General features: G+C 70.6%; 22 protein-coding genes and 1 pseudogene. 16 read left to right on the forward strand and 7 right to left on the reverse strand.

Annotation, left to right across the window (positions count from 1 at the left end; all coding sequences use genetic code 11):
• Positions 1-2: 2 nt before the first annotated feature.
• Positions 3-1,163, reverse strand: a complete 1,161-nt coding sequence (locus FPZ12_RS37240) for an anhydro-N-acetylmuramic acid kinase (RefSeq protein WP_144753587.1) — start codon at positions 1,161-1,163, stop codon at positions 3-5.
• A 129-nt stretch (positions 1,164-1,292) separates the two neighbouring features.
• Between FPZ12_RS37240 and ftsY the strand changes: the two genes are divergently transcribed.
• The 7 genes from ftsY to FPZ12_RS37275 all read left to right on the forward strand — a co-directional run bounded on the left by ftsY (position 1,293) and on the right by FPZ12_RS37275 (position 6,686).
• Positions 1,293-2,606 carry a signal recognition particle-docking protein FtsY gene (ftsY, locus tag FPZ12_RS37245; RefSeq protein WP_144753589.1) on the forward strand — a complete coding sequence of 438 codons (1,314 nt, stop codon included), beginning with the start codon at positions 1,293-1,295 and terminating at the stop codon, positions 2,604-2,606.
• A 111-nt stretch (positions 2,607-2,717) separates the two neighbouring features.
• Positions 2,718-3,164 carry a WXG100 family type VII secretion target gene (locus FPZ12_RS37250; protein WP_144753591.1) on the forward strand — a complete coding sequence of 149 codons (447 nt, stop codon included), beginning with the start codon at positions 2,718-2,720 and terminating at the stop codon, positions 3,162-3,164.
• Entirely contained in the window at positions 3,164-4,510 is a 1,347-nt protein-coding gene (locus FPZ12_RS37255; protein ID WP_144753593.1) for a putative T7SS-secreted protein, read from the forward strand. The genes FPZ12_RS37250 and FPZ12_RS37255 overlap by 1 nt, the downstream gene beginning before the upstream one ends.
• A 14-nt stretch (positions 4,511-4,524) precedes the next feature.
• Positions 4,525-5,010 (forward strand): regulatory protein RecX, encoded by a 486-nt coding sequence (locus FPZ12_RS37260; RefSeq protein WP_144753595.1) that lies wholly within the window; start codon positions 4,525-4,527, stop codon positions 5,008-5,010.
• Positions 5,007-5,486: a YbaB/EbfC family nucleoid-associated protein gene (locus FPZ12_RS37265; protein WP_144753597.1), complete on the forward strand. Its 480-nt coding sequence runs from the start codon at positions 5,007-5,009 to the stop codon at positions 5,484-5,486. Before FPZ12_RS37260 ends, FPZ12_RS37265 begins: the two co-directional genes overlap by 4 nt.
• Positions 5,483-6,199, forward strand: a complete 717-nt coding sequence (locus FPZ12_RS37270) for a hypothetical protein (RefSeq protein WP_144753599.1) — start codon at positions 5,483-5,485, stop codon at positions 6,197-6,199. Before FPZ12_RS37265 ends, FPZ12_RS37270 begins: the two co-directional genes overlap by 4 nt.
• A gap of 175 nt (positions 6,200-6,374) precedes the next feature.
• Positions 6,375-6,686, forward strand: coding sequence for a DUF4333 domain-containing protein (locus FPZ12_RS37275; protein WP_144753601.1), 312 nt, complete (start codon positions 6,375-6,377; stop codon positions 6,684-6,686).
• Here FPZ12_RS37275 and FPZ12_RS37280 read toward each other — a convergent pair.
• Positions 6,683-7,459 carry an IclR family transcriptional regulator gene (locus FPZ12_RS37280; RefSeq protein ID WP_144753604.1) on the reverse strand — a complete coding sequence of 259 codons (777 nt, stop codon included), beginning with the start codon at positions 7,457-7,459 and terminating at the stop codon, positions 6,683-6,685. The two genes, FPZ12_RS37275 and FPZ12_RS37280, sit on opposite strands and share 4 nt — an antisense overlap.
• 87 nt (positions 7,460-7,546) lie before the next feature.
• Here FPZ12_RS37280 and aceB point away from each other — a divergent pair, with 87 nt between their 5' ends.
• The gene (gene aceB / locus FPZ12_RS37285; RefSeq protein WP_144753607.1) at positions 7,547-9,121 is read left to right on the forward strand and encodes a malate synthase A; all 1,575 of its coding nucleotides are present in this window, start codon (positions 7,547-7,549) and stop codon (positions 9,119-9,121) included.
• The gene (locus FPZ12_RS37290) at positions 9,121-10,308 is read left to right on the forward strand and encodes a DUF6986 family protein (protein WP_243770232.1); all 1,188 of its coding nucleotides are present in this window, start codon (positions 9,121-9,123) and stop codon (positions 10,306-10,308) included. The genes aceB and FPZ12_RS37290 overlap by 1 nt, the downstream gene beginning before the upstream one ends.
• A gap of 1 nt (position 10,309) precedes the next feature.
• Here FPZ12_RS37290 and FPZ12_RS37295 read toward each other — a convergent pair whose 3' ends face one another.
• Both FPZ12_RS37295 and FPZ12_RS37300 read right to left on the reverse strand, forming a co-directional pair.
• Positions 10,310-10,696 (reverse strand): hypothetical protein, encoded by a 387-nt coding sequence (locus FPZ12_RS37295; RefSeq protein ID WP_144753610.1) that lies wholly within the window; start codon positions 10,694-10,696, stop codon positions 10,310-10,312.
• Between the two features lie 56 nt (positions 10,697-10,752).
• Positions 10,753-12,180, reverse strand: a complete 1,428-nt coding sequence (locus tag FPZ12_RS37300) for a PucR family transcriptional regulator (RefSeq protein WP_144753613.1) — start codon at positions 12,178-12,180, stop codon at positions 10,753-10,755.
• 62 nt (positions 12,181-12,242) lie between these two features.
• Between FPZ12_RS37300 and FPZ12_RS37305 the strand changes: the two genes are divergently transcribed.
• From FPZ12_RS37305 to pucD, 5 genes are all read left to right on the forward strand, one after another.
• Complete coding sequence (locus FPZ12_RS37305) at positions 12,243-12,836, forward strand: SRPBCC family protein (RefSeq protein ID WP_144753616.1); 594 nt, start codon at positions 12,243-12,245, stop codon at positions 12,834-12,836.
• A 103-nt stretch (positions 12,837-12,939) separates the two neighbouring features.
• On the forward strand, positions 12,940-13,797 hold the full coding sequence (locus FPZ12_RS37310) for an FAD binding domain-containing protein (protein ID WP_144753619.1): 858 nt from the start codon (positions 12,940-12,942) through the stop codon (positions 13,795-13,797).
• Positions 13,788-14,246: a (2Fe-2S)-binding protein gene (locus tag FPZ12_RS37315; RefSeq protein ID WP_144753622.1), complete on the forward strand. Its 459-nt coding sequence runs from the start codon at positions 13,788-13,790 to the stop codon at positions 14,244-14,246. The genes FPZ12_RS37310 and FPZ12_RS37315 overlap by 10 nt, the downstream gene beginning before the upstream one ends.
• The gene (locus FPZ12_RS37320; protein WP_144753625.1) at positions 14,243-15,574 is read left to right on the forward strand and encodes an 8-oxoguanine deaminase; all 1,332 of its coding nucleotides are present in this window, start codon (positions 14,243-14,245) and stop codon (positions 15,572-15,574) included. The genes FPZ12_RS37315 and FPZ12_RS37320 overlap by 4 nt, the downstream gene beginning before the upstream one ends.
• On the forward strand, positions 15,571-17,832 hold the full coding sequence (pucD, locus tag FPZ12_RS37325) for a xanthine dehydrogenase subunit D (protein ID WP_144753627.1): 2,262 nt from the start codon (positions 15,571-15,573) through the stop codon (positions 17,830-17,832). The genes FPZ12_RS37320 and pucD overlap by 4 nt, the downstream gene beginning before the upstream one ends.
• A gap of 326 nt (positions 17,833-18,158) precedes the next feature.
• Here the strand turns inward: pucD and FPZ12_RS37330 are convergent, their stop codons facing one another.
• Positions 18,159-18,731, reverse strand: coding sequence for a TetR/AcrR family transcriptional regulator (locus FPZ12_RS37330; protein WP_481726124.1), 573 nt, complete (start codon positions 18,729-18,731; stop codon positions 18,159-18,161).
• 56 nt (positions 18,732-18,787) lie between these two features.
• On the opposite strand from FPZ12_RS37330, the gene FPZ12_RS37335 reads away from it, so the two are divergent.
• Positions 18,788-19,630, forward strand: a complete 843-nt coding sequence (locus FPZ12_RS37335) for an alpha/beta fold hydrolase (protein ID WP_144753630.1) — start codon at positions 18,788-18,790, stop codon at positions 19,628-19,630.
• On the opposite strand, the gene FPZ12_RS37340 is transcribed toward FPZ12_RS37335, so the two are convergent.
• The gene (locus tag FPZ12_RS37340; protein ID WP_243770233.1) at positions 19,623-20,603 is read right to left on the reverse strand and encodes an Lrp/AsnC family transcriptional regulator; all 981 of its coding nucleotides are present in this window, start codon (positions 20,601-20,603) and stop codon (positions 19,623-19,625) included. The two genes, FPZ12_RS37335 and FPZ12_RS37340, sit on opposite strands and share 8 nt — an antisense overlap.
• Before the next feature lie 114 nt (positions 20,604-20,717).
• Between FPZ12_RS37340 and FPZ12_RS37345 the strand changes: the two genes are divergently transcribed.
• A complete protein-coding gene (locus FPZ12_RS37345; RefSeq protein WP_144753636.1) occupies positions 20,718-21,416 on the forward strand; it encodes an SDR family NAD(P)-dependent oxidoreductase in 699 nt (232 codons plus the stop codon).
• A gap of 1 nt (position 21,417) precedes the next feature.
• Here FPZ12_RS37345 and FPZ12_RS37350 read toward each other — a convergent pair.
• Positions 21,418-21,549, reverse strand: a pseudogene (locus FPZ12_RS37350) (integrase core domain-containing protein); the annotation flags it as partial.

Below are 21,549 nucleotides of genomic sequence, written 5' to 3' on the forward strand. Positions count from 1 at the left end.
TCCTACTCTTCGGGCCGTGGCGTCGCTACCCGCAGGTGGGTAACGATCGTGCTGGGTGGCGGTGGCGGTGCGAGCGGGAGACGGCCCGGGGTCACGCTCCCGAGTAGCCGTGGTCCGCGCGCACCGGTCGCGCCGGGGACGTTGCCGGGCAGTCCGTGCCAGGTCAACCAGCCGAGGAGGGCGGCGAGATACGCCTCCTTCGCCGATGCCGGCAGGCCCAGTTCGTCACTCGTCACCAGACGCGTGCCGGCCAGGTTCCGTTCCAGCGCGCGGCGGAGAGCGGGATTTTCGATCCCACCCCCGGACGCGACGACCGTTCCCGCGCCGTGGCGGGCACATTCGGCGGCGATGGTGCGGGCGGTGAGTTCGGTGAGCGTGGCGAGGAGATCCTCCGGCGGCGCGGTGTAGTCGTCGAGGTAGCGGGAGTGGAACAGCTCCTTGCCGGTGGATTTCGGCGGGGGCGCCGCGTAGTACTGCTCGGCGAGCAGCCGGGCGAGGAGGTCTTCGCGGATTTGCCCGCGTAGCGCCAGTTCTCCGTCGAGGTCGCTGCGGCGGCCGGTGGCACGGAAGGCGGCGAGGTCGAGGAGCGCGTTGCCGGGGCCGGTGTCGTAGGCGATCGCTTCGCCGCCGGGGCGGACGACGGTGATGTTGGCTATACCGCCGATGTTCAGCGCGACCGCGGGCCGTCCGGACGAGTCGGCGAGGTCTCGCAGCCACAGCCGGTCGAGCGTGCTGGCGAGTGGCGCGCCATGTCCACCGGCCGCGACGTCGCGGGTGCGCAGGTTCGACACCACCGGCAGCCCGGTGCATTCGGCGATCCACGACGGCTCGCCGATCTGCAACGTGCCGAGCGCGTGGCCGTTTTCGACCCAGTGGTAAAGGGTTTGCCCGAGCGAACAGACCAGGTCGGCGTCGAACGCCGTCGCCGCTTCGGCGAAGGCCTGCCCCACGCGGGTGTCGAGTTTCGTAAGCTGTTCCGCGGTCACCGGCGCGGGCGGCAACGCGGCGAGCACGTCCGCTCTGAGGTTCGCGGGATACGGGATTTCCCGATGGCCCAAGGGAGTCAGCTCGACCGTGGGCCCGTCCAGGCGCAGCGCGGCCACCGCCACGTCGATCCCGTCGACCGAGGTGCCGGAGAGCAGGCCGAGAACACGCTCCACCATGTGCCGGTGGTCTAGTCCTTTTTCCACGTGCACGCAAGACATCCCGTGACTTCTTGTCCGAATCGAGTTCCCCGTACCGGATAGCCGGGGCGTTCGGCCCGGTCAGGCCCCGGATGCGAGGATGACGACGTGGCACAAAACCTCTGGTTCTGGATCATCCTGGTAGTCGTCGTACTGCTGGCGATCACGCTCGTCACCGGCCTGACCGTGGCGCGGCGGCGGCGGGTCAGCCTGCGCGGGCCCGAGCAGCCCGAGGGTGAGGCCAAGCCGAGAGGCGGTGGCTACCAGGCGGGCGGCGGGATCGCGCTCGCGCCTGGTGGCGAGCAGGCGCCTCCGAAACATCCGGTCGAAGAACGCACCGAGGTCGACGGGCAGCCGGGCGTCGGGGACGACGCCTCCGTCCCGCGTGACGCGCCTCGCCGCGGCATCGTCGACGTCGGCCTGCCCGAGGAAGAAGCCGCTCCTCCCGTTCCCGCTCCCGCTGAGCCGGAGCCCGAAGTCGAGGCGCCGGAGCCCGCGGCGGGACGGCTCGAGCGGTTGCGCGGCCGGCTGTCGAAGTCCCGCTCGGTGTTCGGGCAGAGCCTGCTGGGCCTGCTCGGCGCGGGCGATCTCGACGAGGATTCGTGGCAGGACATCGAGGACACGTTGCTGGTGGCGGATCTCGGCGCCGCGACCACCACGGAGATCGTCGAGAAGCTCCGCTCCGAGGTCAGCGCCCGCGCGGTGCGGTCGCCGGAAGACGCGAGGGTGCTGCTGCACGAGGTGCTGACCGGCGCGCTGCAGACCGAAGGCGAGCGTTCCGTGCGCGCGCTGCCGCACACCGTCGACGGCCGGAAGCAGCCGGCGGTCGTGCTGGTCGCGGGCGTCAACGGCACGGGAAAGACCACCACCACCGGCAAACTCGCCCGTGTGCTCGTGGCACAGGGCAGCCAGGTCGTCCTCGGCGCGGCGGACACGTTCCGCGCGGCGGCGGCCGATCAGCTGCAGACCTGGGCCGAGCGGGTCGGCGCGGAAGTCGTGCGGGGCAAGGAAGGCGCTGACCCGGCGGCGGTCGCGTTCGACGCCGTGAAGCGGGGCACCGAGTCCGGCGTGGACGCGGTGCTGATCGACACCGCGGGGCGGCTGCACACCAAGACCGGGCTGATGGACGAGCTCGGCAAGGTCAAGCGCGTGGTGGAGAAGCAGGCGAAGGTCGACGAGGTGCTGCTGGTGCTGGACGCCACCACCGGGCAGAACGGCCTCGCGCAGGCGCGGGTGTTCCGGGAGGTCGTCGACGTCACCGGGATCGTGCTGACCAAACTCGACGGCACGGCCAAGGGCGGCATCGTCTTCCAGGTGCAGCGGGAGCTCGGCGTGCCGGTGAAGCTCGTCGGTCTCGGCGAGGGCCCGGACGACCTGGCCCCCTTCGAGCCGGGCGCGTTCGTGGACGCCCTGCTGGGTTGACCCGATCGGGTGAGCTCCCGCGAAACCTCACTCGGTCGCCGCGAGGATTCGGCACCCTGAGTCCGCACACGATCACTGTGTGCGGACTCAGGGTTGTCTTGGGGGAGAAGTATGTCCGGGGGTTTCGGCGCGGTTCCGGAAGAACTGCGCCAGGCCGGCAACGCCATCACCGACGTCGTCGGCCAGGCGGCCGGCCTGGAGTGGCGCGGGCCGGGTGGTGATTACGGCCACGCCGGTGTCCAGCAGGGCTGGGCGCGGTTCGTGGAGGACTTGCGCGGGCAGGTCGAAAAACTGCAGGCGGCGGCGGACGCGCATGCGGAAAACCTGAAGCAGGCGGCCGTTTCCTATGTCGCGGCGGATGACGAGGGAGGCTCGTCGCTGTCCGGTATCGGCGCGGCGATCGGCGAGACCGGGATGGTCGGTGGCGGCTGGGCGGGTCCGTTGCGGGACCGTGCCGGTGAGCAGTCCGGGATCATGAGCCCGCGGCGGTCGCGAGAGCTGTTCCCGCAGCAGGACATCGGCGACACGCTGAACCCCGACGACGGGCGGGACTACTGATGGCCGGGCTGGGGGAGACGACCGACCCCAGGGAGCTGATCCCCGGCGAGCCGGAAAAGATCACCGAGGACCTCCGCGCGATCGCCGCCAACATCGCGAAGCTCGGCGAAGTCGGTGACGCGCTGGCGGATGTGGATCCCGGCCAGTGGACCGGCGACGCCGCGGACGCCTTCCGCGAGACGTTCAGCGAGGAGCCGTCGAACTGGTTCGACGCCGCCGACCTGCTCAGCCAGGGCGGCCAGGCGCTCGCCGACTACGGCGGCACCCTCGTCTGGGCCCAGGCCGAAGCCCAGCGCGCGATCCAGATGTACACCGCCGCCCAGGCGGTTTCGCGTGCCGCTCTCGGCCAGTACTACGAGCGGATGTCCCAGGCTTCGGCCGCGGAACGCCTTTTCACGCCCTTCCAGGACCCCGGCGAGGAGTTGGCGCAGGAGGCGCAGGACGTCCTCGACAACGCCCGCGCCCGCCTCTCCTCCGTTGGGGATTCCGTGGCGCAGGCGTTCGGCATGAAGCCGGACGGGCAGGGGGTGTTCACGAAGGAGATCGGCAAGGAGTACCAGTTCGGGACCGATCGCGATGAGGAGGATGGTGGCCGCGGCCGGGGTTATCACGGCCACTGGGGCCTGACCGACGAATCGGACGGGATGCTCCACGACACGATCGGCGACACCCTCGAAGCGCTCGGGTTCGACCTCGGCGAGCGGACTTACGAGGCTTCGGCAGGTGTCGATCTGCTGGGCGGCAGTGCCGATGGCGAGTTCGAATCCGGTCCCTGGTCGGGATCGGGCCATGTCGAGGGATCGGTGCTGGGAGCCGGTGCGTCGGCGGGCGTCACGGTCAGCTCCATGGCCGTCAACGCGGAGGCGAACGCCGAGGCCTACCTCGCCAAGGGCAGTGCCGAAGGAGAGGTCAAACTCGGTGACCACGCCGGCGCCTCGGGTTCGGCCGACGCGATGGTCGGCGCGGAGGCCGGCGCCCACGGCAACCTCGGAGTGACCGGGCTCCAAGGCAGCGTGGGGGCGTTCGCCGGGGCGAAGGTCGAGGGGCAGGCCAGTGCCGAGGTCGCCGGTGTCAACGCGGGTGTGCATGCTTCCGCCCAGGCCGGTATCGGCGCCGAAGCCAGCGGCCAGGTCGGCATGGGCGACGACGGGAAGTTCCACCTCAGCGCTTCGCTCGGCGTCAGCCTGGGCATCGGCGGCTCGGTCGGGTTCGACATCGCCATCGACCCGCAGGAGGTCATCGATACCGTCCACGATGTCGCCGATGACGTGAGTGATTTCGCCACCGATGTCGGCCACGGCATCGAGAACGCCGCCGACGCTGTCACCGACTTCCTCGGCTTCTGACGAAAGGAGATGACGTGGTCACCGCCATCCCGGTGCCGATCAAGTTCTCGCTGCCCGAAGGCTGGCGGTCGGTGGATCCGGACGAGGTCAACGCGGGCGAAGCCGCTTTCGTCGCGATCCGCCCGCCCGGTTCGAAGGGGTTCACGCCCAACATCACCATCGCCGGGCAGTTGCATGACGCGAACGTGCCGCTGACTCGCCTCGCCGACGACGCGGTGGAACGGCTGCGCCGCGGCGCCCCGGACGTACAACTGGGGAAGCGCAAGGAATCCGAGGGCAGGCCCGGCCTCACCCAGGCCGTCCGGATGACGTTGCGGTTGAACGACCGGCCGGAGCAGTTGGTGCAGCTTCAGGTCTTTCTCGGGATCCGGGACACCAAGAACCCGGAACGGTATGCCGTCCTGCAGATCGTGCTGAGCTCGCTGGCCGAGCAGTATCCCGGCGTGATCGGGGACTTCCAGCAGTTCCTCACCACGATCCAGCCGGAGGAGGCCGAATGAGCGAGTACGCGAGCCAGTTGCTGCGACGCATCGAGGCGATCGACTCCGCGGCGGCCGACAACCGGCGTACCGGCGACGCGTACCAGCAGATGGCCGGCCGGCTGAAAACGGTGACGGGGCGGGCGATGTCGTCGGACAGGGCCGTGACGGTCGTTGCCGGGCCGGGCGGGGAGATCAGGGAAATCAGCTTCGCCGAACAGACTCGCGGCATCGAGCCGTCGGAGTTGGGCGGGGTGGTGACGCGGACGATCGCGGCAGCCCAAGCGGATGCCGCGAGGCGCCAAGCCGAGGTCGTGCGCGATGGGCTCGGGGACTCGGAGCTCCTCGACAAGGTGCTCGACTCCGACCGGCGCCTGTTCGGCGATCAGCCTCCTGCCGCCGCGGCCCCGGTTCCGCGCGAGGAGACCGCCCAGCCGGTCTACGAGGACGACTTCTTCCGGGAGTTCAACGTCTTCGACGACGAGCCCGGCCGATGAGTCCCGTCGCCGTCATCGCGATCGCGGTCGCTGGCACGATCCTGCTCGGGGCCGGCCTCGTGTGGTTGTACGTCCTGGTCGACCGGCGGTTCCGCAAGGAAGAGAACGTCATCCTCGGGCGCATGCGCGAGGCCCTGCCCCGGCTGGGGTGGGAGTTCACGAAGCGGGACGATTCGGTGGCGCGGTTGTGGAGCCGGCAGGTCGAGGACAGCTTCCACCGGAACCCGTTCCAGCCGCTTGTCGGTCCGCCCCGGTCCGGGCGCGCGGACAACGTCATCACCGGGGTGCACCGGGGGCGCCCGTTCGTCGCGGCGAAGCTCGACACCCACTACGACGCCGACAACTTTTGGCTGCACTGGATCGGAGTCCGCACGCCCGCGGTGCGCCCCAGCCTGAGCGTGGTCAGGTCGGCCACGGTCGTGAGCGCGATCAACAACGCGCTCTGGGGCGAGATCCGCATCGGGCATCCGGAGTTCGACGAGAGGTTCGACGTCAAGTCGGACAACGCGGCGTTCGCCGCCGCCTTCCTGAGTCCGGCGCTGACGGAGTTCCTGCTGCGCGATCCGCGTCCGTTCCGGGGGTTCATCCTGCGCGGTGATCACCTCGACGCGCTCGACCGGATAGGCGATCACCGCGATCCCGAAGAACTCATCCCCGCGCTCGATCTGCGGTGCGACATCCTCGACCGCGTTCCCGCGGCGGCCTGGGCTTAGGGGGCGTCCTCAAAGCCTCATTCGCGCTCTTGGCGCCCAGGCGGCCCCTGGCGGGCACCGGTGATTCACCCGAGTACAACCCGGTACGAGGGCGAACCCCCGGCACCGCCAGGAACCACCTGGATCACCAACCCCATCGACCAGGCTTTGAGGACACCCCCTAGGAGGAAAACCTTTGTGCCGCAATCTTTTCCTGGCGCTCACCGCGCTGGTGCTCACCGGCTGCACCATGCACGCCGGGACCACCCCGCAGATCAAGCGCAGCGAGCTGGAGCAGGGGATCGGCGACTCGCTTCAGCGGCAGTTCGGGCAGCGGCCCGCGCAGGTCGACTGCCCGGACCCGATCGCGGCGAAGGTCGGCGAGAGTTTCCGCTGCGTCCTCGTCGGCACCGACAAGACGCGGGTGGGGCTCAGCGGCGTGATCACGGAGGTCAACGGCACGCGCTTCAACTACAAGATCCAGGTCGACGACAAGCCGATGTCCTAAGCGCTCAAATCGTCGCTGGCCAGATGCGCCGACAACGTCGCCGCCACGCGCTGGACCGCGGGCGCGATCCGCGAGACCGCGTCCTTCGTCAGCCGGCCCTCCGGGCCTGAAACCGAAACGGCCGCGGGCGCGGGCGTGCCGGTCAGCGGCACGGCGACGCACCGCACCCCCAGCTCCTGCTCGCTTTCGTCGACCGCGTACCCCAGCGCGGCGATCGTCTCCAGGTGGGACAGCAGGGCATCCGGGTCGGTGAACGTGTGCTCGGTGTACGACGGCATCCCGGTGCGAGACAGCAGCGCGCGGGCGTCGTCGGCGGGCAGCTGCGACAGGATCGCTTTCCCGACCCCCGTCCCGTGCGGCAGCACGCGGCGCCCGACCTCGGTGAACATCCGCATCGAGTGTTTCGACGGCACCTGTGCCACATACACGACCTCGTCGCGTTCCAGCACCGCGAGGTTCGCCGTCTCGCCGACCTCGTCCACCAGCTCCGCCAGCAGCGGCCGCGCCCACGTGCCGAACTGCATGCTCGCGTTCTCGCCCAGCCGGATCAGCCGCGCGCCCAGCGCGTACCGGCGGTTGGTGTTCTGCCGCACGTACCCCAGCGCCACCAGGGTGCGGATCAGCCGGTGGATCGTCGGCATCGGCAGCCCCGAGGACGCCGCCAGCTCCGACAGGCTGGCCTCCCCACCCGTGTCGGCCAGGCGCTCCAGCAGCTCGAATGCCCGCCGCAGCGACTGCACGCTCCCGTCACGGGCCGCCTTCTCCTCCGCCACCGCGCCTCCTCACATTGAGCTTCCGCTATGCAGAAACTATAGTCCGAGATGTAAAAACTGTAAGTCTGTCTAGGAGAGTGTTGCCGCATGTCTGAAGCCCAGGTGCTCGGCGGGTCGGTCGAGCGAGGCGAGGAGATCCTGACCACGGAGGCGCTGGAGTTCCTGGCCGGGCTGCACGACAACTTCGCCGCCCGCCGTGACGAGCTGCTCGCCGCCCGCGGCAAGCGCCGCGAGGAGGCCAAGCGCACCGGCAAGCTGGATTTCCTGGCGGAGACCCGGGAGATCCGCGAGAGTGAGTGGCAGGTGGCCGAGGCACCGGCCGCGCTGCGCGACCGCCGCGTGGAGATCACCGGTCCCACCGACCGCAAGATGACCATCAACGCGCTCAACTCGGGCGCCAAGGTCTGGCTGGCCGACTTCGAGGACGCGAACACCCCGCACTGGAGGAACGTGGTCGGCGGCCAGGTGAACCTCCGTGACGCGATCCGGGGCGACATCACGCTCGACAGTAACGGCAAGCACTACGAGCTGAAGAAGGACGCGGAGCTGGCCACCATCGTGGTCCGCCCGCGCGGCTGGCACCTCGACGAGCGCAACCTGACCTTCGGCGGCCGCAAGGCGGTCGGCGCGCTGGTCGACTTCGGGCTGTACTTCTTCCACAACGTGCGCGCCCTGCTCGCGAACGGCGCGGGCCCGTACTTCTACCTGCCGAAGATGGAAAGCCACCTGGAAGCCCGGCTGTGGAACGACGTCTTCACGCACGCGGAGAAGGAGCTGGGCATCGAGCACGGCACGATCCGCGCCACGGTGCTGATCGAGACCATCCCGGCCGCGTTCGAGATGGAGGAGATCCTCTACGAACTGCGCGAGCACGCTTCGGGCCTCAACGCCGGCCGGTGGGACTACCTGTTCAGCATCATCAAGTACTTCCGCGACGCCGGTGAGAAGTTCGTGCTGCCGGACCGCAACAGCGTCACCATGACGGCGCCGTTCATGCGCGCGTACACCGAACTGCTCGTGCGCACCTGCCACAAGCGCGGCGCGTTCGCGATCGGCGGGATGGCGGCGTTCATCCCGAGCAAGGACCCCGAGGTCAACGAGAACGCCTCGAAGAAGGTGCACGCCGACAAGGCCCGCGAGGCCGGCGACGGCTTCGACGGTTCGTGGGTCGCGCACCCGGGCATGGTCGACCTGTGCCGCGAGGAGTTCGACAAGGTGCTCGGCGACAAGCCGAACCAGCTCGACCGCAAGCGCGAAGACGTGCACGTGACCGCGGAGCAGCTGCTCGACGTCGCCGCCACCGAGGGCTCGGCCACCGCCGCCGGCCTGCGCGCCGCGGTCGACGTGGGCGTGCGGTACATCGCGTCCTGGCTGGGCGGCAACGGCGCGGCGGGCATCCACAACCTGATGGAGGACGCGGCCACCGCCGAGATCTCCCGTTCGCAGGTGTGGCAGTGGGTGCAGAACGGCATCACGCTCGACAACGGCGAGAAGGTCACCCGCGAGCTCGTGCGGTCGGTGCTCGACGACGTGCGCAAGGAGCTCGACGCCGAGGTGCCGGCCGACCTGCTCACCCCGGCCGTGGAGCTGTTCGAGGAGGTCGCGCTCGCCGAGGCGTACCCCGACTTCCTGACGCTGTCGGCCTACGAGCGCATCAGCTGATGGCTGGCAGGCTCTCCCCGGAGACCTACGCCGCCGCGGACGCCCGTCTGTCCGAAGTGGACGCGCGGGTCGCGGGTCTGTACCCGGGAGAGCCTGCCGGGCGTCAGCCCGTGCACACCGTGTACGTGCCGGCGCACGCCTACCACGCGGGCCTGCTCGCCGACTGGGGCGAGCGGGCACGCGTGATCTTCGCCGAACGCGGCGATGAGCTGGGGCTGGACCCGGACATCGCCGAACGCGTCCGGCGGAAGCTCGTGGCCGAGCCGATCGAGGATCTCCGGATCGATTTCGAGGACGGCTACGGCAATCCCGGCGACGACGCTGAGGATGCGGCCGCGCTGGAATGCGGGCGCGTGCTCGCGTCGTCGGAGGCTCCGCCTTTCGTCGGGATCAGGTTCAAGAGCTTCGAGGCGGCAACGCGACGACGCGGGATCCGCACGCTGGACCTGTTCCTGCAAGGGCTCGAAGGCCGCTTGCCGCCGGGGTTCGTGGTGACCCTGCCGAAGGTGACGGCGGTCGAGCAGGTGGCGGTGGCCGCGGATGTGCTGGCGGCGCTGGAAAAGGCGTACGACCTGCCCGAGCGCGCCCTGCGGTTCGAAGTACAGGTGGAGACCGCACAGTCCATTGTGGACCACCAGGGCGCGGTCGCGGTGCCACGCATCATCTCCGCCGCCGACGGCCGGTGCAGCGGCCTGCACTACGGGACGTACGACTACAGCGCGGGCCTCGGCATCGCGGCGGAGTACCAGAGCATGGACCACCCCGCCGCCGACTTCGCGAAGGCGTTGATGCAGGTCAGCGCCGCCGGGACCGGGGTGCGCCTGTCCGACGGCTCCACGAACAAGCTGCCCGTCGGCGACGCCGTGCCCGAGGCGTGGCGTGAACATTCACGGCTCGTGCGGCGCTCGCTGGAGCGCGGTTTCTACCAGGGCTGGGATCTGCACCCGCACCAGCTGCCGACCCGCTTCGCCGCGACGTATGCGTTCTTCCGTGGCGGCCTGCCGGCAGCGGCGGCCCGGCTGCGCGACTACGCGTCCGCTGCCGAAAGCGGGGTGCTCGACGAGCCGGCGACGGCGCAGGCGCTGGCGGGTTTCCTTTGCCGTGGCTTGGATTGCGGTGCTCTGGAGGAGTCGGAGCTGCCGTTGTCGCGGGCGCGGCTGGATGCCTACGCCCGCCGCGCCGGGTGATTCAGATGCCCGCGCAGGCGGCGCGTGCGGCGGCCATCGCGGCCTCGTACTGGGGGCCGGAAGCCTCGAAGGTTCTCGCCACGATCTGGGCCGGCTTGTCCAGCGCTTCGGACAGCGGCTTGTACTTCGGATCGGCGTCGGCGGCGGCCCTGGCCAGCTGCATGGCCGCGCCCCAGCGGTCGTAGCTCGCCAGCTGGGTGCTGGGATCGAGGCTGTCCGTGCGGGCGACGAGTTCACACGCCTGCGCCGCATCCGCGTTGTCCGGGGACGAACTGCTCAGGGCCCATCCGAGGCCGACTCCGCCGCCGCCCACGATGAGCCCGGCGGCGAGCGCGACCACCACCGGCCAGCGGCGACGGACAGGAACGGGCACAGGGGTCTGGTACATGCGGTGTCCTCCCGGGTTCTCGACCTCTCGGACGCCGCGGCACGGACTTTGGTTCCCTATGCCTGTAATGCGAGGTATACGTCCACCTGTGTAGTGAAGTCCGTGAGGTCAAGCCCCAGCAGTTCCGAGGCCCGGGTTATCCGGTAGCGCAAGGTGTTCACGTGGACGTGCAGCGCTTTCGCCGCCGCGGTGGGGGAGCTCGAGCACTCCAGGTACACCCGCACCGTCCGCACGAGGTCCGTGCCCTGCGCCGCGTCGTAGTCGACCAACGGCCCGAGCACCCGCGCCCGCACGGAACGGCGCAGCTCGTCGGGGGTGCCCGCGACCAGCAGCCGGTGCACGGCGATGTCCTCACCCGCGACCACGCCGATCCGGTCACCCCGCCGCGCGGCCACTTCGACCGCGTACCGCGCTTCCTGCGCCGCGCCGTGCAGGCCCGCGGCCGTCGCCGGGCCACCGACGCCGATCAGCAGCGAGGCGTCGAGAAACTGGTCCACAGTGGACAATGCGGTGCGGGAGGCCGAAGGCCAGTCCAGCGGCCAGGACTCGTCCGCGTCGACGACCGCGTACACGTCCTCGCCCACCACGCCCAGCGAAGACGACGTGCCGGCGAGCAGCTCGTCCAGCAGCTCCGCGGCCAGCTCCGGCCCCGACGGCGAAGCGCGCGCCAGCACCACCCGCATCGGCTCGTGCCGGTCGGTGAACGGGGCCGCGCCGCCGTTCGCCAGGGCGTGGATCAACGGCGCGGCCGACCGGTCGGCCATCCGGCGCACCTGGTCGGCCCTCGCCCGCGCCAGGCTCACCAGCCCGGCCAGCTCGTCGGCCAGGTCATCCGTTTCGGTGGTCTTCACGGCCAGCACCCACGGCACCGCGAACCGGCCGCCGGTGGGCAGCAGCGTGTATCCCTCGCGCACCGTGCGGTCGCGCTGCGGCCGGAACCAGTCCACCGGAGGCGGGTCCGGCGCCGTCCCGCCGACCACCCGGCCGGTGCCCGACAACACCCAGCACGGCGCCCCCAGCTCCTCGGCTCCTTGCTGCAGTAGCACGGGAAGAGGGGCGTCCGCGGTGGCCAGCAAGCGTTTGCGCGCTTCGCTCGGTTCGCGTCCGCGACCCGCTGCCAGCGCCAGCACCACGCGCTCGGTGATGATCGCGAACGAGAGGTCCGCGGGTACTTCGAGCAGGGGGATCCGGTGCTGGGCACATGCCTGGACGACGTCGTCGGGGATGCCGCCGGTGTCCGCGCCCGAAGCGGCCAGCGCCGCGACCCCGGCCTTGGCGAGCGCGCCGACGAACAGCTCCGCGTCGCCAGGGCGCTGCCACCAGAGCAGGCCGGTGAGCACCAGTTCGTTCGCCGAGACGTACCGGCTGGGGTCGGGCAGCTCGGTGACGTAGATCCGGCTGACCTCGCGGCCGAGCAGCGCCGAACCCGCGCGCACCCGAAGGCGCAGTTCGGGGAGCTCCAGCAGCGTCCTCACCAGCGTCATGACCTGCCGATACTAGTCGCGGCTGAGAGGATTTCCGTAGTCGCGCGAAGGAGGAGGACCGCATGGACATCGCGCAGGAGATCAACGCCATCAGCCGGGAGGTGGGCGGCGGCACGGTACTGGTGCGCCGTGGTTACGTGGCGGAGATCGAGGACGTCTGGGCCGCCTGCACCGAACCGGACCGCGTCGCGCAGTGGTTTCTGCCGGTCAGTGGGGACCTCCGTCTTGGCGGCCACTTTCAGCTGGAGGACAACGCGGGCGGCACGATCCTGCGCTGTGACCGGCCGAGGGTGCTGCGCGTGACCTGGGTGTTCGGCGGCGCGCCGCCGAGCGAAGTCGAAGTCCGGCTGCGCAAGGTCGACGGCGGCACGCTGTTCGAGCTGGAGCATTCCGGGCTGGCCGAGCCGGCGAACTGGGAGCAGTTCGGCCCCGGCGCGGTGGGGGTCGGCTGGGATCTGACGATCTACGGACTCGGGGTCCACCTCGCCGGGATGTCCAACACGCCAGGCTGGGGTGAATCGGACGAGGCGCGGAACTTCATGCGCGCGAGCAGCGTCGCGTGGGGCGCCGCGCACGAGGCGTTCGGCGAAACGCATGAGAGGGCCACGGCGGCGGCTCAGCGGACGGCTGCGTTCTACGTGCCCGCAACAGAGTAGTTACCTCGTTCGTCGGAAAGTACAAACGAGGGGCCCTGAGCAGGGCTCGTTTCATGGTCCGCTCACGTTGCCGCGGCCGCGGGCGCGGCTGTCTACTGACCCGGTGGACTTCCTCCGGCCCAAGAACCTCGCCGAAGCGCTCGCCGCCAAGGCGGAGCGCCCCGGCGCGGTGCCCATCGCGGGCGGCACCGACGTGATGGTCGAGCTGAACTTCGACCACCGGCGCCCGCCCGCCCTGCTCGACCTGACCGGCGTCGCCGAGCTCGCCGAATGGTCCATTGTGGACTCATGCGTGCGGCTCGGTGCCACGGTGCCGTACACGCGGCTGATCGGCGAGCTGGGGGACAGGCTGCCGGCGCTGGCGATGGCTTCGCGGACGGTCGGGTCCCCGCAGATCCGCAACCGCGGCACGGTCGGCGGGAACCTCGGCGCGGCTTCCCCCGCCGGGGACACGCATCCGGTGCTGCTGGTCGCCGGTGCGACGGTGGAGGCGCGGTCGGTCCGGGGGACGCGGCTGATCCCCGCCGAGGAGTTCTACGTCGGCGTGAAGCGCAACGCACTGGCCGAGGACGAGCTGATCACCGCCGTGCACCTGCCCGCTTCGGATTCCGCGCAGCAGTTCGCGAAGGTCGGCACGCGCAACGCGATGGTGATCGCGGTGTGTTCGTTCGCGATCGCCGTCGAACCGGGCGCCGTGCGGGCCGCGATCGGTTCGGCCGCGCCCACCCCGCGCCGGGTGCCCGAGGCCGAGGAGTTCCTCGCCGCGGAGTTGCCGTGGGGCAGCCCGCTGCCGGATTCGCTGAAGCGCCGCTTCGGCGAACTGGTCGCGGCGGCCGCGGAGCCGATCGACGACGTGCGGGGCACGGGGGAATACCGCAAGCACGCGCTGTCCGTGCTGGCCCGGCGGACGCTGGGCTGGGCGTGGCGGGAACGGCTGGAAAGGGACCAGGCATGCGCTTGAACGTCACCGTGAACGGCGAGGCCCGACAGGCCGACGACGTGTGGGAGGGCGAGAGCCTGCTCTACGTGCTGCGTGAGCGGCTCGGCCTCCCGGGCTCGAAGAACGCTTGTGAGCAGGGCGAATGCGGTTCCTGCACGGTGTATCTCGACGACGTGCCGGTGTGCGCCTGCCTGGTCGCGGCCGGGCAGGCCGAAGGGCGCGCGGTGCGCACCGTCGAGGGCCTCGCGGACGGCGACCGGCTCGACCCGGTGCAGCAGTCCTTTGTGGACTCCGGCGCGGTGCAGTGCGGGTTCTGCACGCCTGGCCTGGTCGTGGCGGCCCACGACCTGCTGAACCGCGTGCCGGATCCCAGCGACGAGGAGATCCGGGAGGCGCTCGCGGGCAACCTGTGCCGCTGCACGGGGTACGAGAAGATCCTGGACGCCGTGCGGATGGCGGCGAGCCGATGAGGACCGCGATCGAGCACGCCGCGGTGTCCACTGTGGACGCCGATGGCACGGAATTCCGCGACGGGCACGTGGTGATCGAAGACGGGCGCATCGTCGCCGTCGGTGCCGGCCCCGTCGAAGCCGACGTGCACCTCGACGGCTCCGGCTGCCTCGTGACGCCCGGGCTGATCAACACCCACCACCACCTGTACCAGTGGGCGACGCGCGGTCTGGCGGCGGATTCCACGCTCTACCAATGGCTTGTGACGCTGTACCCGGTGTGGCGCGAACTGGACACGGACATCACGCACGCGGCGGCGAGCGCGGGCTTGGCCCGGCTGGCGCTCACCGGTTGCACCACGGTTGCCGACCACCACTACGTCTTTCCCCGGGAGGGCGGGGATCAGGTGGCCGCGCTCGTCGAGGCGGCGCGGCGGATCGGCGTCCGGGCGCACCTCGTGCGGGGTTCGATGGACCGTGGCGAGTCCGATGGCGGCCTGCCGCCGGACAACCTGGTGGAGGACACCGAGGCCGCGCTGCTCGGCACCGAACAGGCCATCGACACCCACCACGACCCGTCGCCGGACGCCCGCATCCGGATCGCGGCGGGCCCGTGTTCGCCGTTCACGGTGAGCGAGCGGCTGATGGCCGGGGCCGCGGAACTGGCGCGCCGCAAGGGAGTCCGGCTGCACACTCACCTCGCCGAGACCCTCGACGAGGAGGAGCAGTGCCTCGCCGAGTTCGGCTGCACCCCGGCCGAGTACGCCGACAAACTCGGGTGGCTCGGCGAAGACGTGTGGATGGCGCACACCGTGCACCTCGCCCCGGCCGCGGTCAGCCGGTTCGGCGCCACCCGCACGGGTTCGGCGCACTGCCCGACGTCCAACGGCCGTCTCGGCACCGGCATCGCTCCGGTGCGCGATCTGCTGGACGCCGGCGCGCCGGTCGGGCTCGGCGTGGACGGGGCCGCGTCGAACGAGTCCGGTGGCCTCGGCGAAGAACTGCACCAGGCGCTTTTGCAGGCGCGCCAACGGGGAGGGCCGCGTGCGCTCGGCGTCCGCGAGGCACTGTGGATGGGCACGATGGGTGGCGCGCGTTGCCTCGGCCGTGAGCGGGAGCTGGGCTCGCTGGAGCCGGGCAAACTCGCCGACCTCGCGGTGTGGGACCTGCGCGGGCTGAACTACGCGGGCATCGAGGACCCGGTCGCGGCGCTCGTGCTCGGTGCCACGCCGCCGTTGAAGCTGGTCATGGTCGGGGGCGAAACCGTGGTGGCGGACGGAGAACTGCGTACGGCCGACGCGTCGGCCCTGGCCCGCGAGCTGAGCGCGGCGAGCGGGAGGCTGCGATGACGACGGCACACCAGACCACCACCGCGAGCGGCGTCGGCAGCAGCCCGCGCAGGCCCGATGGCGTCGTGAAGGTGCGGGGCGAGTTCGCCTACTCGTCCGACCTGTGGCACGAGGACATGGTGTGGGGCGCCACGCTGCGCAGCCCGCATCCGTACGCCAGGATCACCGGCATCGACATCACGGAAGCCCTTGCCGTGCAAGGGGTTTACGCCGTGCTGACGCACGAGGACGTGCCCGGCGTGAACCGGTACGGGCTGGAGCACCAGGATCAGCCGGTGCTCGCCGTGGACGTCGTGCGGTACCAGGGTGAGCCCGTCGCGCTGGTGGCCGCCGATCATCCGGAGACGGCGCGGCGCGCGTTGAAGCGCATCCAGGTCAGCTACGAGGAGCTGGAACCGGTCGTCGACGCCGAGCACGCGGCCGAGGGCCCGGCGTTGCATCCGGGCGGCAATGTGGTGCGGCACGTGCCGATCCGGCGCGGTGACCCGGCCGCGAAGGCCGAGGTGGTCGTCGAGGGTTCGTATCAGGTCGGGATGCAGGACCAGGCGTTTCTCGGCCCGGAGTCGGGGCTCGCGGTGCCGGCCGAGGACGGCGGGGTGGACCTGTTCGTGGCCACGCAATGGCTGCACATCGACCAGCAGCAGATCGTCTCCGCGCTCGGGCTGCCCGCCGAGAAGGTACGGCTGACGCTCGGCGGCGTCGGCGGCGCGTTCGGGGGCCGGGAGGATTTGTCGATCCAGGTCCACGCCTGCCTGCTGGCGCTGCACACCGGCAAACCGGTGAAAATGGTCTACAACCGTGAGGAATCGTTCTACGGCCACGTGCACCGCCATCCCGCGACGCTGCACTACGAGCACGGCGCCGACAAGAACGGGAAACTCGTCTATGTCAAGGCGCGGATCTACCTCGACGGCGGCGCGTACGCCTCCTCCACGCCGGCTGTGGTCGCGAACGCCGCGACGCTCGGCGTCGGCCCGTACGACGCGCCGAACGTGTCGATCGACTGCTGGGGCGTGTACACCAACAACCCGCCGTGCGGCGCGATGCGGGGTTTCGGCGCGGTTCAGGCGGCGTTCGCGTACGAGTCGCAAATGGACAGACTCGCCGCGGCGTGCGGGCTCGACCCGGTCGAAGTGCGGTTGCGCAACGCGATGAGCGAGGGTTCCGTGATGCCGACGGGGCAGGTCGTGGACTCGGCCGCGCCGGTCGCGGAGTTGCTCCGGCGGGTGCGGGAAAAGCCGCTTCCCGAGCTGCCGCAAGGAGAACGGGACCTGCGGACGCTGCCCGGCGGGGTCTCGAACACCACGCACGGCGAGGGGGTCGTGCGTGGTGTCGGCTACGCGGTGGGGATCAAGAACGTCTGCTTCTCCGAGGGTTTCGACGACTATTCGACGGCGCGGGTGCGGCTGCAGGTGGTCGGCGGCGAGGCGGCGGCGACGGTGCAGACGGCCGCGTGTGAGGTCGGGCAGGGGCTGGTCACGGTGCTGCAGCAGATCGTGCGCACCGAGCTGGGTGTGGAGCAGGTGACGATCCTGCCCATGGACACCTCGATCGGGAATGCCGGCTCTTCGTCGGCGTCGCGGCAGACGTACGTGACCGGCGGTGCGGTGCGGGCGGCGTGCCTCGCGGTGCGGTCGGCGTTGTTCGAGCAGGTGGGCGCGGCGGGGGAGTTGAGCCTCAGCGGCGGGAAGCTGGTGTCCACAAAGGAGGGTGTGGTCGCGGATCTGGCAGACGTGCTGGGTGACGACGTGGTGGACGAGACCGTCGAATGGCGGCACCGGCCCACCGAAACACTCGACCCGGAGACGGGCGCGGGGAACGCGCACGTGCAGTACGGGTTCGCGGCGCACCGGGCGGTGGTCGACGTGGACACCGAGCTCGGGCTGGTCAAGGTGGTTTCGCTGGACTGCGCGCAGGATGTCGGCAAAGCGATGAACCCGCAGGCCGTGCTCGGCCAGATCCAGGGCGGTTCGGCGCAGGGGCTCGGGCTCGCGGTGATGGAGGAGATCCAGACCGCGGAAGGGCGGATCCGCAACCCGTCGTTCACGGATTACCTGATCCCGACCGTGCTCGACATGCCCCCGATGGACATCGATGTGCTCGAACTGGCCGATCCACACGCGCCCTACGGTTTGCGCGGGGTAGGCGAACCCCCGACGATTTCCTCCACCCCGGCGATCGTCGCCGCCATCCGCGCGGCCACGGGCCGGGCACTGACGAGGGTGCCGGTCCGGCCGGAGCACATCACGGGCCCGTGAGCTGTCGTGCCTTCGCGGCGGCGGTCTCTCCGGGCGGTGGCGTGTGGCTGTCCGCCTGGGGCGCATCACGGGTTCGTGAGCTGTCGCGGCCTTCGCGGCGCGGTCTCTCCGGGCGATGGCGTGTGGCTGACTATGCGTGTGCCTTGCGGGCTGGTCGCTATCCGTGCGGCTGCGGTGGGTTCCCTAGTGGTGGCGAGCGCTGAACATGCACGCACTTCGTAGCGTGGGGCCGCGCGCCCGCCGTCCGCGCGGCCACACCGCGGGTTCGTGAGCTGTCGTGCCTTCGCGGCGGCGGTCTCTCCGGGCCTTTCCGCCGGAAACCCACATCACCCCTTCATCAGCCGCCATGCCATGGCGACGGCCGTTTCCCCGGCGATGGCCAGCGGCTCGGTGTCGCGGAGTGAGCGGCTGAGCACGAACGCGCCCTCCAGACTGGTGATAACGGCGATCGCGAGCTTGCGGGCGTCCTCTTCGGACAGTCCGTGCGCCGCGAAAGTGTCCGTCCCCTTGGTGATCCAGGCGTTGAACACCTCGGCCGTCGCCTCACGGAGGGGTTCGCTGGTGCTCGCCACCTCCAGCGCCACGGTGGCGATGGGACAGGCGTCGGCGTAGTCCGTCTCGCGCAGGGTGACCGCCGCGCCCGCGAAGGCGGCCTCGATCCCGCTCGCCGGGTTGTCCGCGGGCGTGATGAAGATGTCGAACAGCGCCGCGTACAGCATCCCCGAATGCCGGATGACCTCCGCGCCGAGCTGTTCCTTGCCACCGGGGAAGAAGTGGTACAGCGAACCGAACGGCGCGCCCGCCTCGGTGACGATCTGCTTGAGGCCGGTGCCGGTGTAACCGTGGCGCCGGAAGAGTTCCGCGCTGGCCGTCATGATGCGTTCCTTGGTGTTGCTCACCGCCGCAGTCTACGTTACTTTGACGCTAGAGCGATCTATCAAGTGGGGAGGGCGCCATGCCCGAGATCGAGCTTTCCGCGGGCCTCATCAGCTACGAGGACAGCGGCGGCGACGGCCCGGTCCTGGTGCTCCTGCACGGGCTGACCATCGACGGTTCGGTGTGGCGCAAGGTCGTGCCGGAGCTGGGGGAGTACCGGGTCATCCGGCCGACCTGGCCGATCGGCGCGCACCGCGTCCCGATGCGCCCGGACGCGGATCTTTCCTTGCGGGGCCTGGCTTTGCTGATCGGGGAGTTCCTCGAGGCGCTGGACCTCACGGACGTGACGCTGGTGCTGAACGACTGGGGCGGCGGGCAGGTGCTGCTGTCGGAGGGCAAGGCGGACCGGGTCGGCAGGCTTGTGCTGGTGGCGTGCGAGGCCTTCGACAACTACCCGCCCGGGCTGCCGGGCAAGATGATCGCGCTCGCCGCCCGCACGCCCGGTGGTCTCGCGGCGACGATGAAGCTGTCCGGCCTGCGGGCCTTCCGGCGCGGGGCGGGCGCCTGGGGCTGGATGAGCAAGCGCCCGGTCCCGGACGAGGTGATGGACCAGTGGTTCCGCCCGGCGAAGGAGTCGGCGGAGATCAGGCGGGACATCCGCCGGTACGGGCTTTCCGTGCCACCGCGGGAAGAGCTGCTCGACCTGGCCGAGCGGATGCGGTCCTTCGAGCGCCCGGTACTCGTGGTGTGGGCGAAGGAGGACAAGGTCATGCCGCGGGACCACGGCCGCCGGCTGGCGGAGCTGTTCCCGGACGGGCGGCTGGTCGAGGTCGAGGACAGCTACACGCTCGTGCCCGAGGACCAGCCGGAGCTGCTGGCCAGGTTGCTGCGCGAGTTCGTGCCCGTGCGTGCCGCTAGCTGACGAGGCGGTCGCCGGAGACGAGGGTGCCTGCTTGCTTGATCTGCTGGTGCAGTGGCGAAATCTCCATGCTCTGCAGGCCGGCCAGCGAGCCGACGCGGTCCGTGGTGAACTCGAACAGTTCGTCGAAGTCGCGGCAGTGCGCGACGGCGTGCAGGTTCCAGGGCCCGGAAACGGCCGTCGCGAAGCCGATCTCGGGTTCCCGCGCGAGCGTCCGCCCGACGTCCTTGACCGCCGACGGGTGCACGCGGAGCCAGAGGTTCGCCCGCGCGCGATAGCCCAGCGCGGCCGCGGCGATCTCGACGTCGATGTGCAGAAGGCCTTGCCCCACCAGGGTTTGCAGGCGACGTGACACGCGGCCCGGCGTGAGATCCGCGGCGGCGGCGAGGTCGACGAGGCTGGCGCGGCCGTCGCGGGCGAGGGCGTCGAGCAGCTTCTCGTCCGTCAGCGTGAGTTCCAGCGGTTCGCGGGAGACGACCGGGCCTTCCGTGAACGGGTGCCCCTCCGCGCCCAGCGCCGCTTCCTGGTGCGGGGTAAGCGTTCCCTGCAACGCCGCCCAATAGTGCCCGCGGCCGCCGACGAACTGGCGGAGCATCGCCGACGCGTTGATGTCGAGCACGGCCGCGGTGCGCGGCAGCTTCCGGCCGAGCAGGTCGTCCCGCTGCTCGTTGGTCCACGACCGCACCGCGCAGGTGACCTCGGAGCCCGCCGCCACCAACGCCACCCAGATGACGTCATCGCGTTTCGCGAGCGCATCCGCGATCGCCGCGACGCTGCCGGGGCGGCAGCGCAGCCGCACGATCCACCGGCTCTGTCCCAGCGCTCCCGGGTTGGCGACGCCGACGACGCGGATGATGCCGTCGGCGCGCAGACGGCGGTACCGGCGGTTCACGGCGCTTTCCGTGAGACCGAGCGCGGCGGCGATCGAGGCGAACGACGCACGGGGGGCGATCTGGAGAGCGCGAATGATTCGCACATCGTCATCCTGCACAGTGGCGGATTCAGTCATTGAGGTTCCCTTCTCGACGCCAATCCTACGTCGAGGCCCGCCAGACGTGCGCCGAAGCGGAGGCCGGGAAAGACTCGGGGCATGGCATCAACGGAAACAAGGACGGCGCTGATCGTCGGGGCCTCGCGGGGCCTCGGCCACGCGCTCGCGGCCGAGTTCTTCGACCGAGGGTGGAACGTGATCGGCACAGTCCGGGACACCGGCGCCCGGACACTCCTGCACGACCTCGCGGATCGCTCCGGCGGGCGCGTCTCGGTCGAGCAGCTCGACATCAACGAACCCGATCAGCTCGCGCCCCTGCACGAATGCCTCCCACGGCTGGATCTGCTGTTCATCAACGCGGGCACCACGAACAACCCGCACACGCCGATCGGCGAAGTCTCGACGGCCGACTTCATCGACGTCATGGTCACGAACGCCCTGAGCCCGTTGCGCGTGATCGAAGCGCTCGAAGACCTGGTCGCCCCGGACGGCCTCATCGGGGCGATGTCCTCCGGGCAGGGCAGCATCACCAATAACACCCAAGGGATGCGCGAGGTCTACCGGGGCAGCAAGGCGGCCTTGAACATGTTCATGCGCAGCTTCGCCGCCCGGCAGGCCGAGACCGGCCGCGCGCTCGTGCTCATGGCGCCCGGCTGGATCCGCACCGGCCTCGGCGGCGAGGACGCGCCCTACACGATGGACGAGACCGTCCCGCTGATCGCGGACGTGCTGCTGTCGAAGCTCGGCAGGCCGGGCCTGGAGTACCTCGACCGCTTCGGCAAGACCGTTCCCTGGTGAGCTAGGTGTACTGACCCGTGAGGTTGGGGACGCGGCTGGCGGGTGGTTGGCCGCCGAGCGCGGTGTGGCCGCGGTGGTGATTGTAGGTGTGCAGCCATCGCGGGAACGCTTCGCGGTGTTGGGTTTCGGACTG

Source organism: Amycolatopsis acidicola (genome assembly GCF_007713735.2).
Taxonomy (GTDB): Bacteria; Actinomycetota; Actinomycetes; order Mycobacteriales; family Pseudonocardiaceae; genus Amycolatopsis_E; species Amycolatopsis_E acidicola.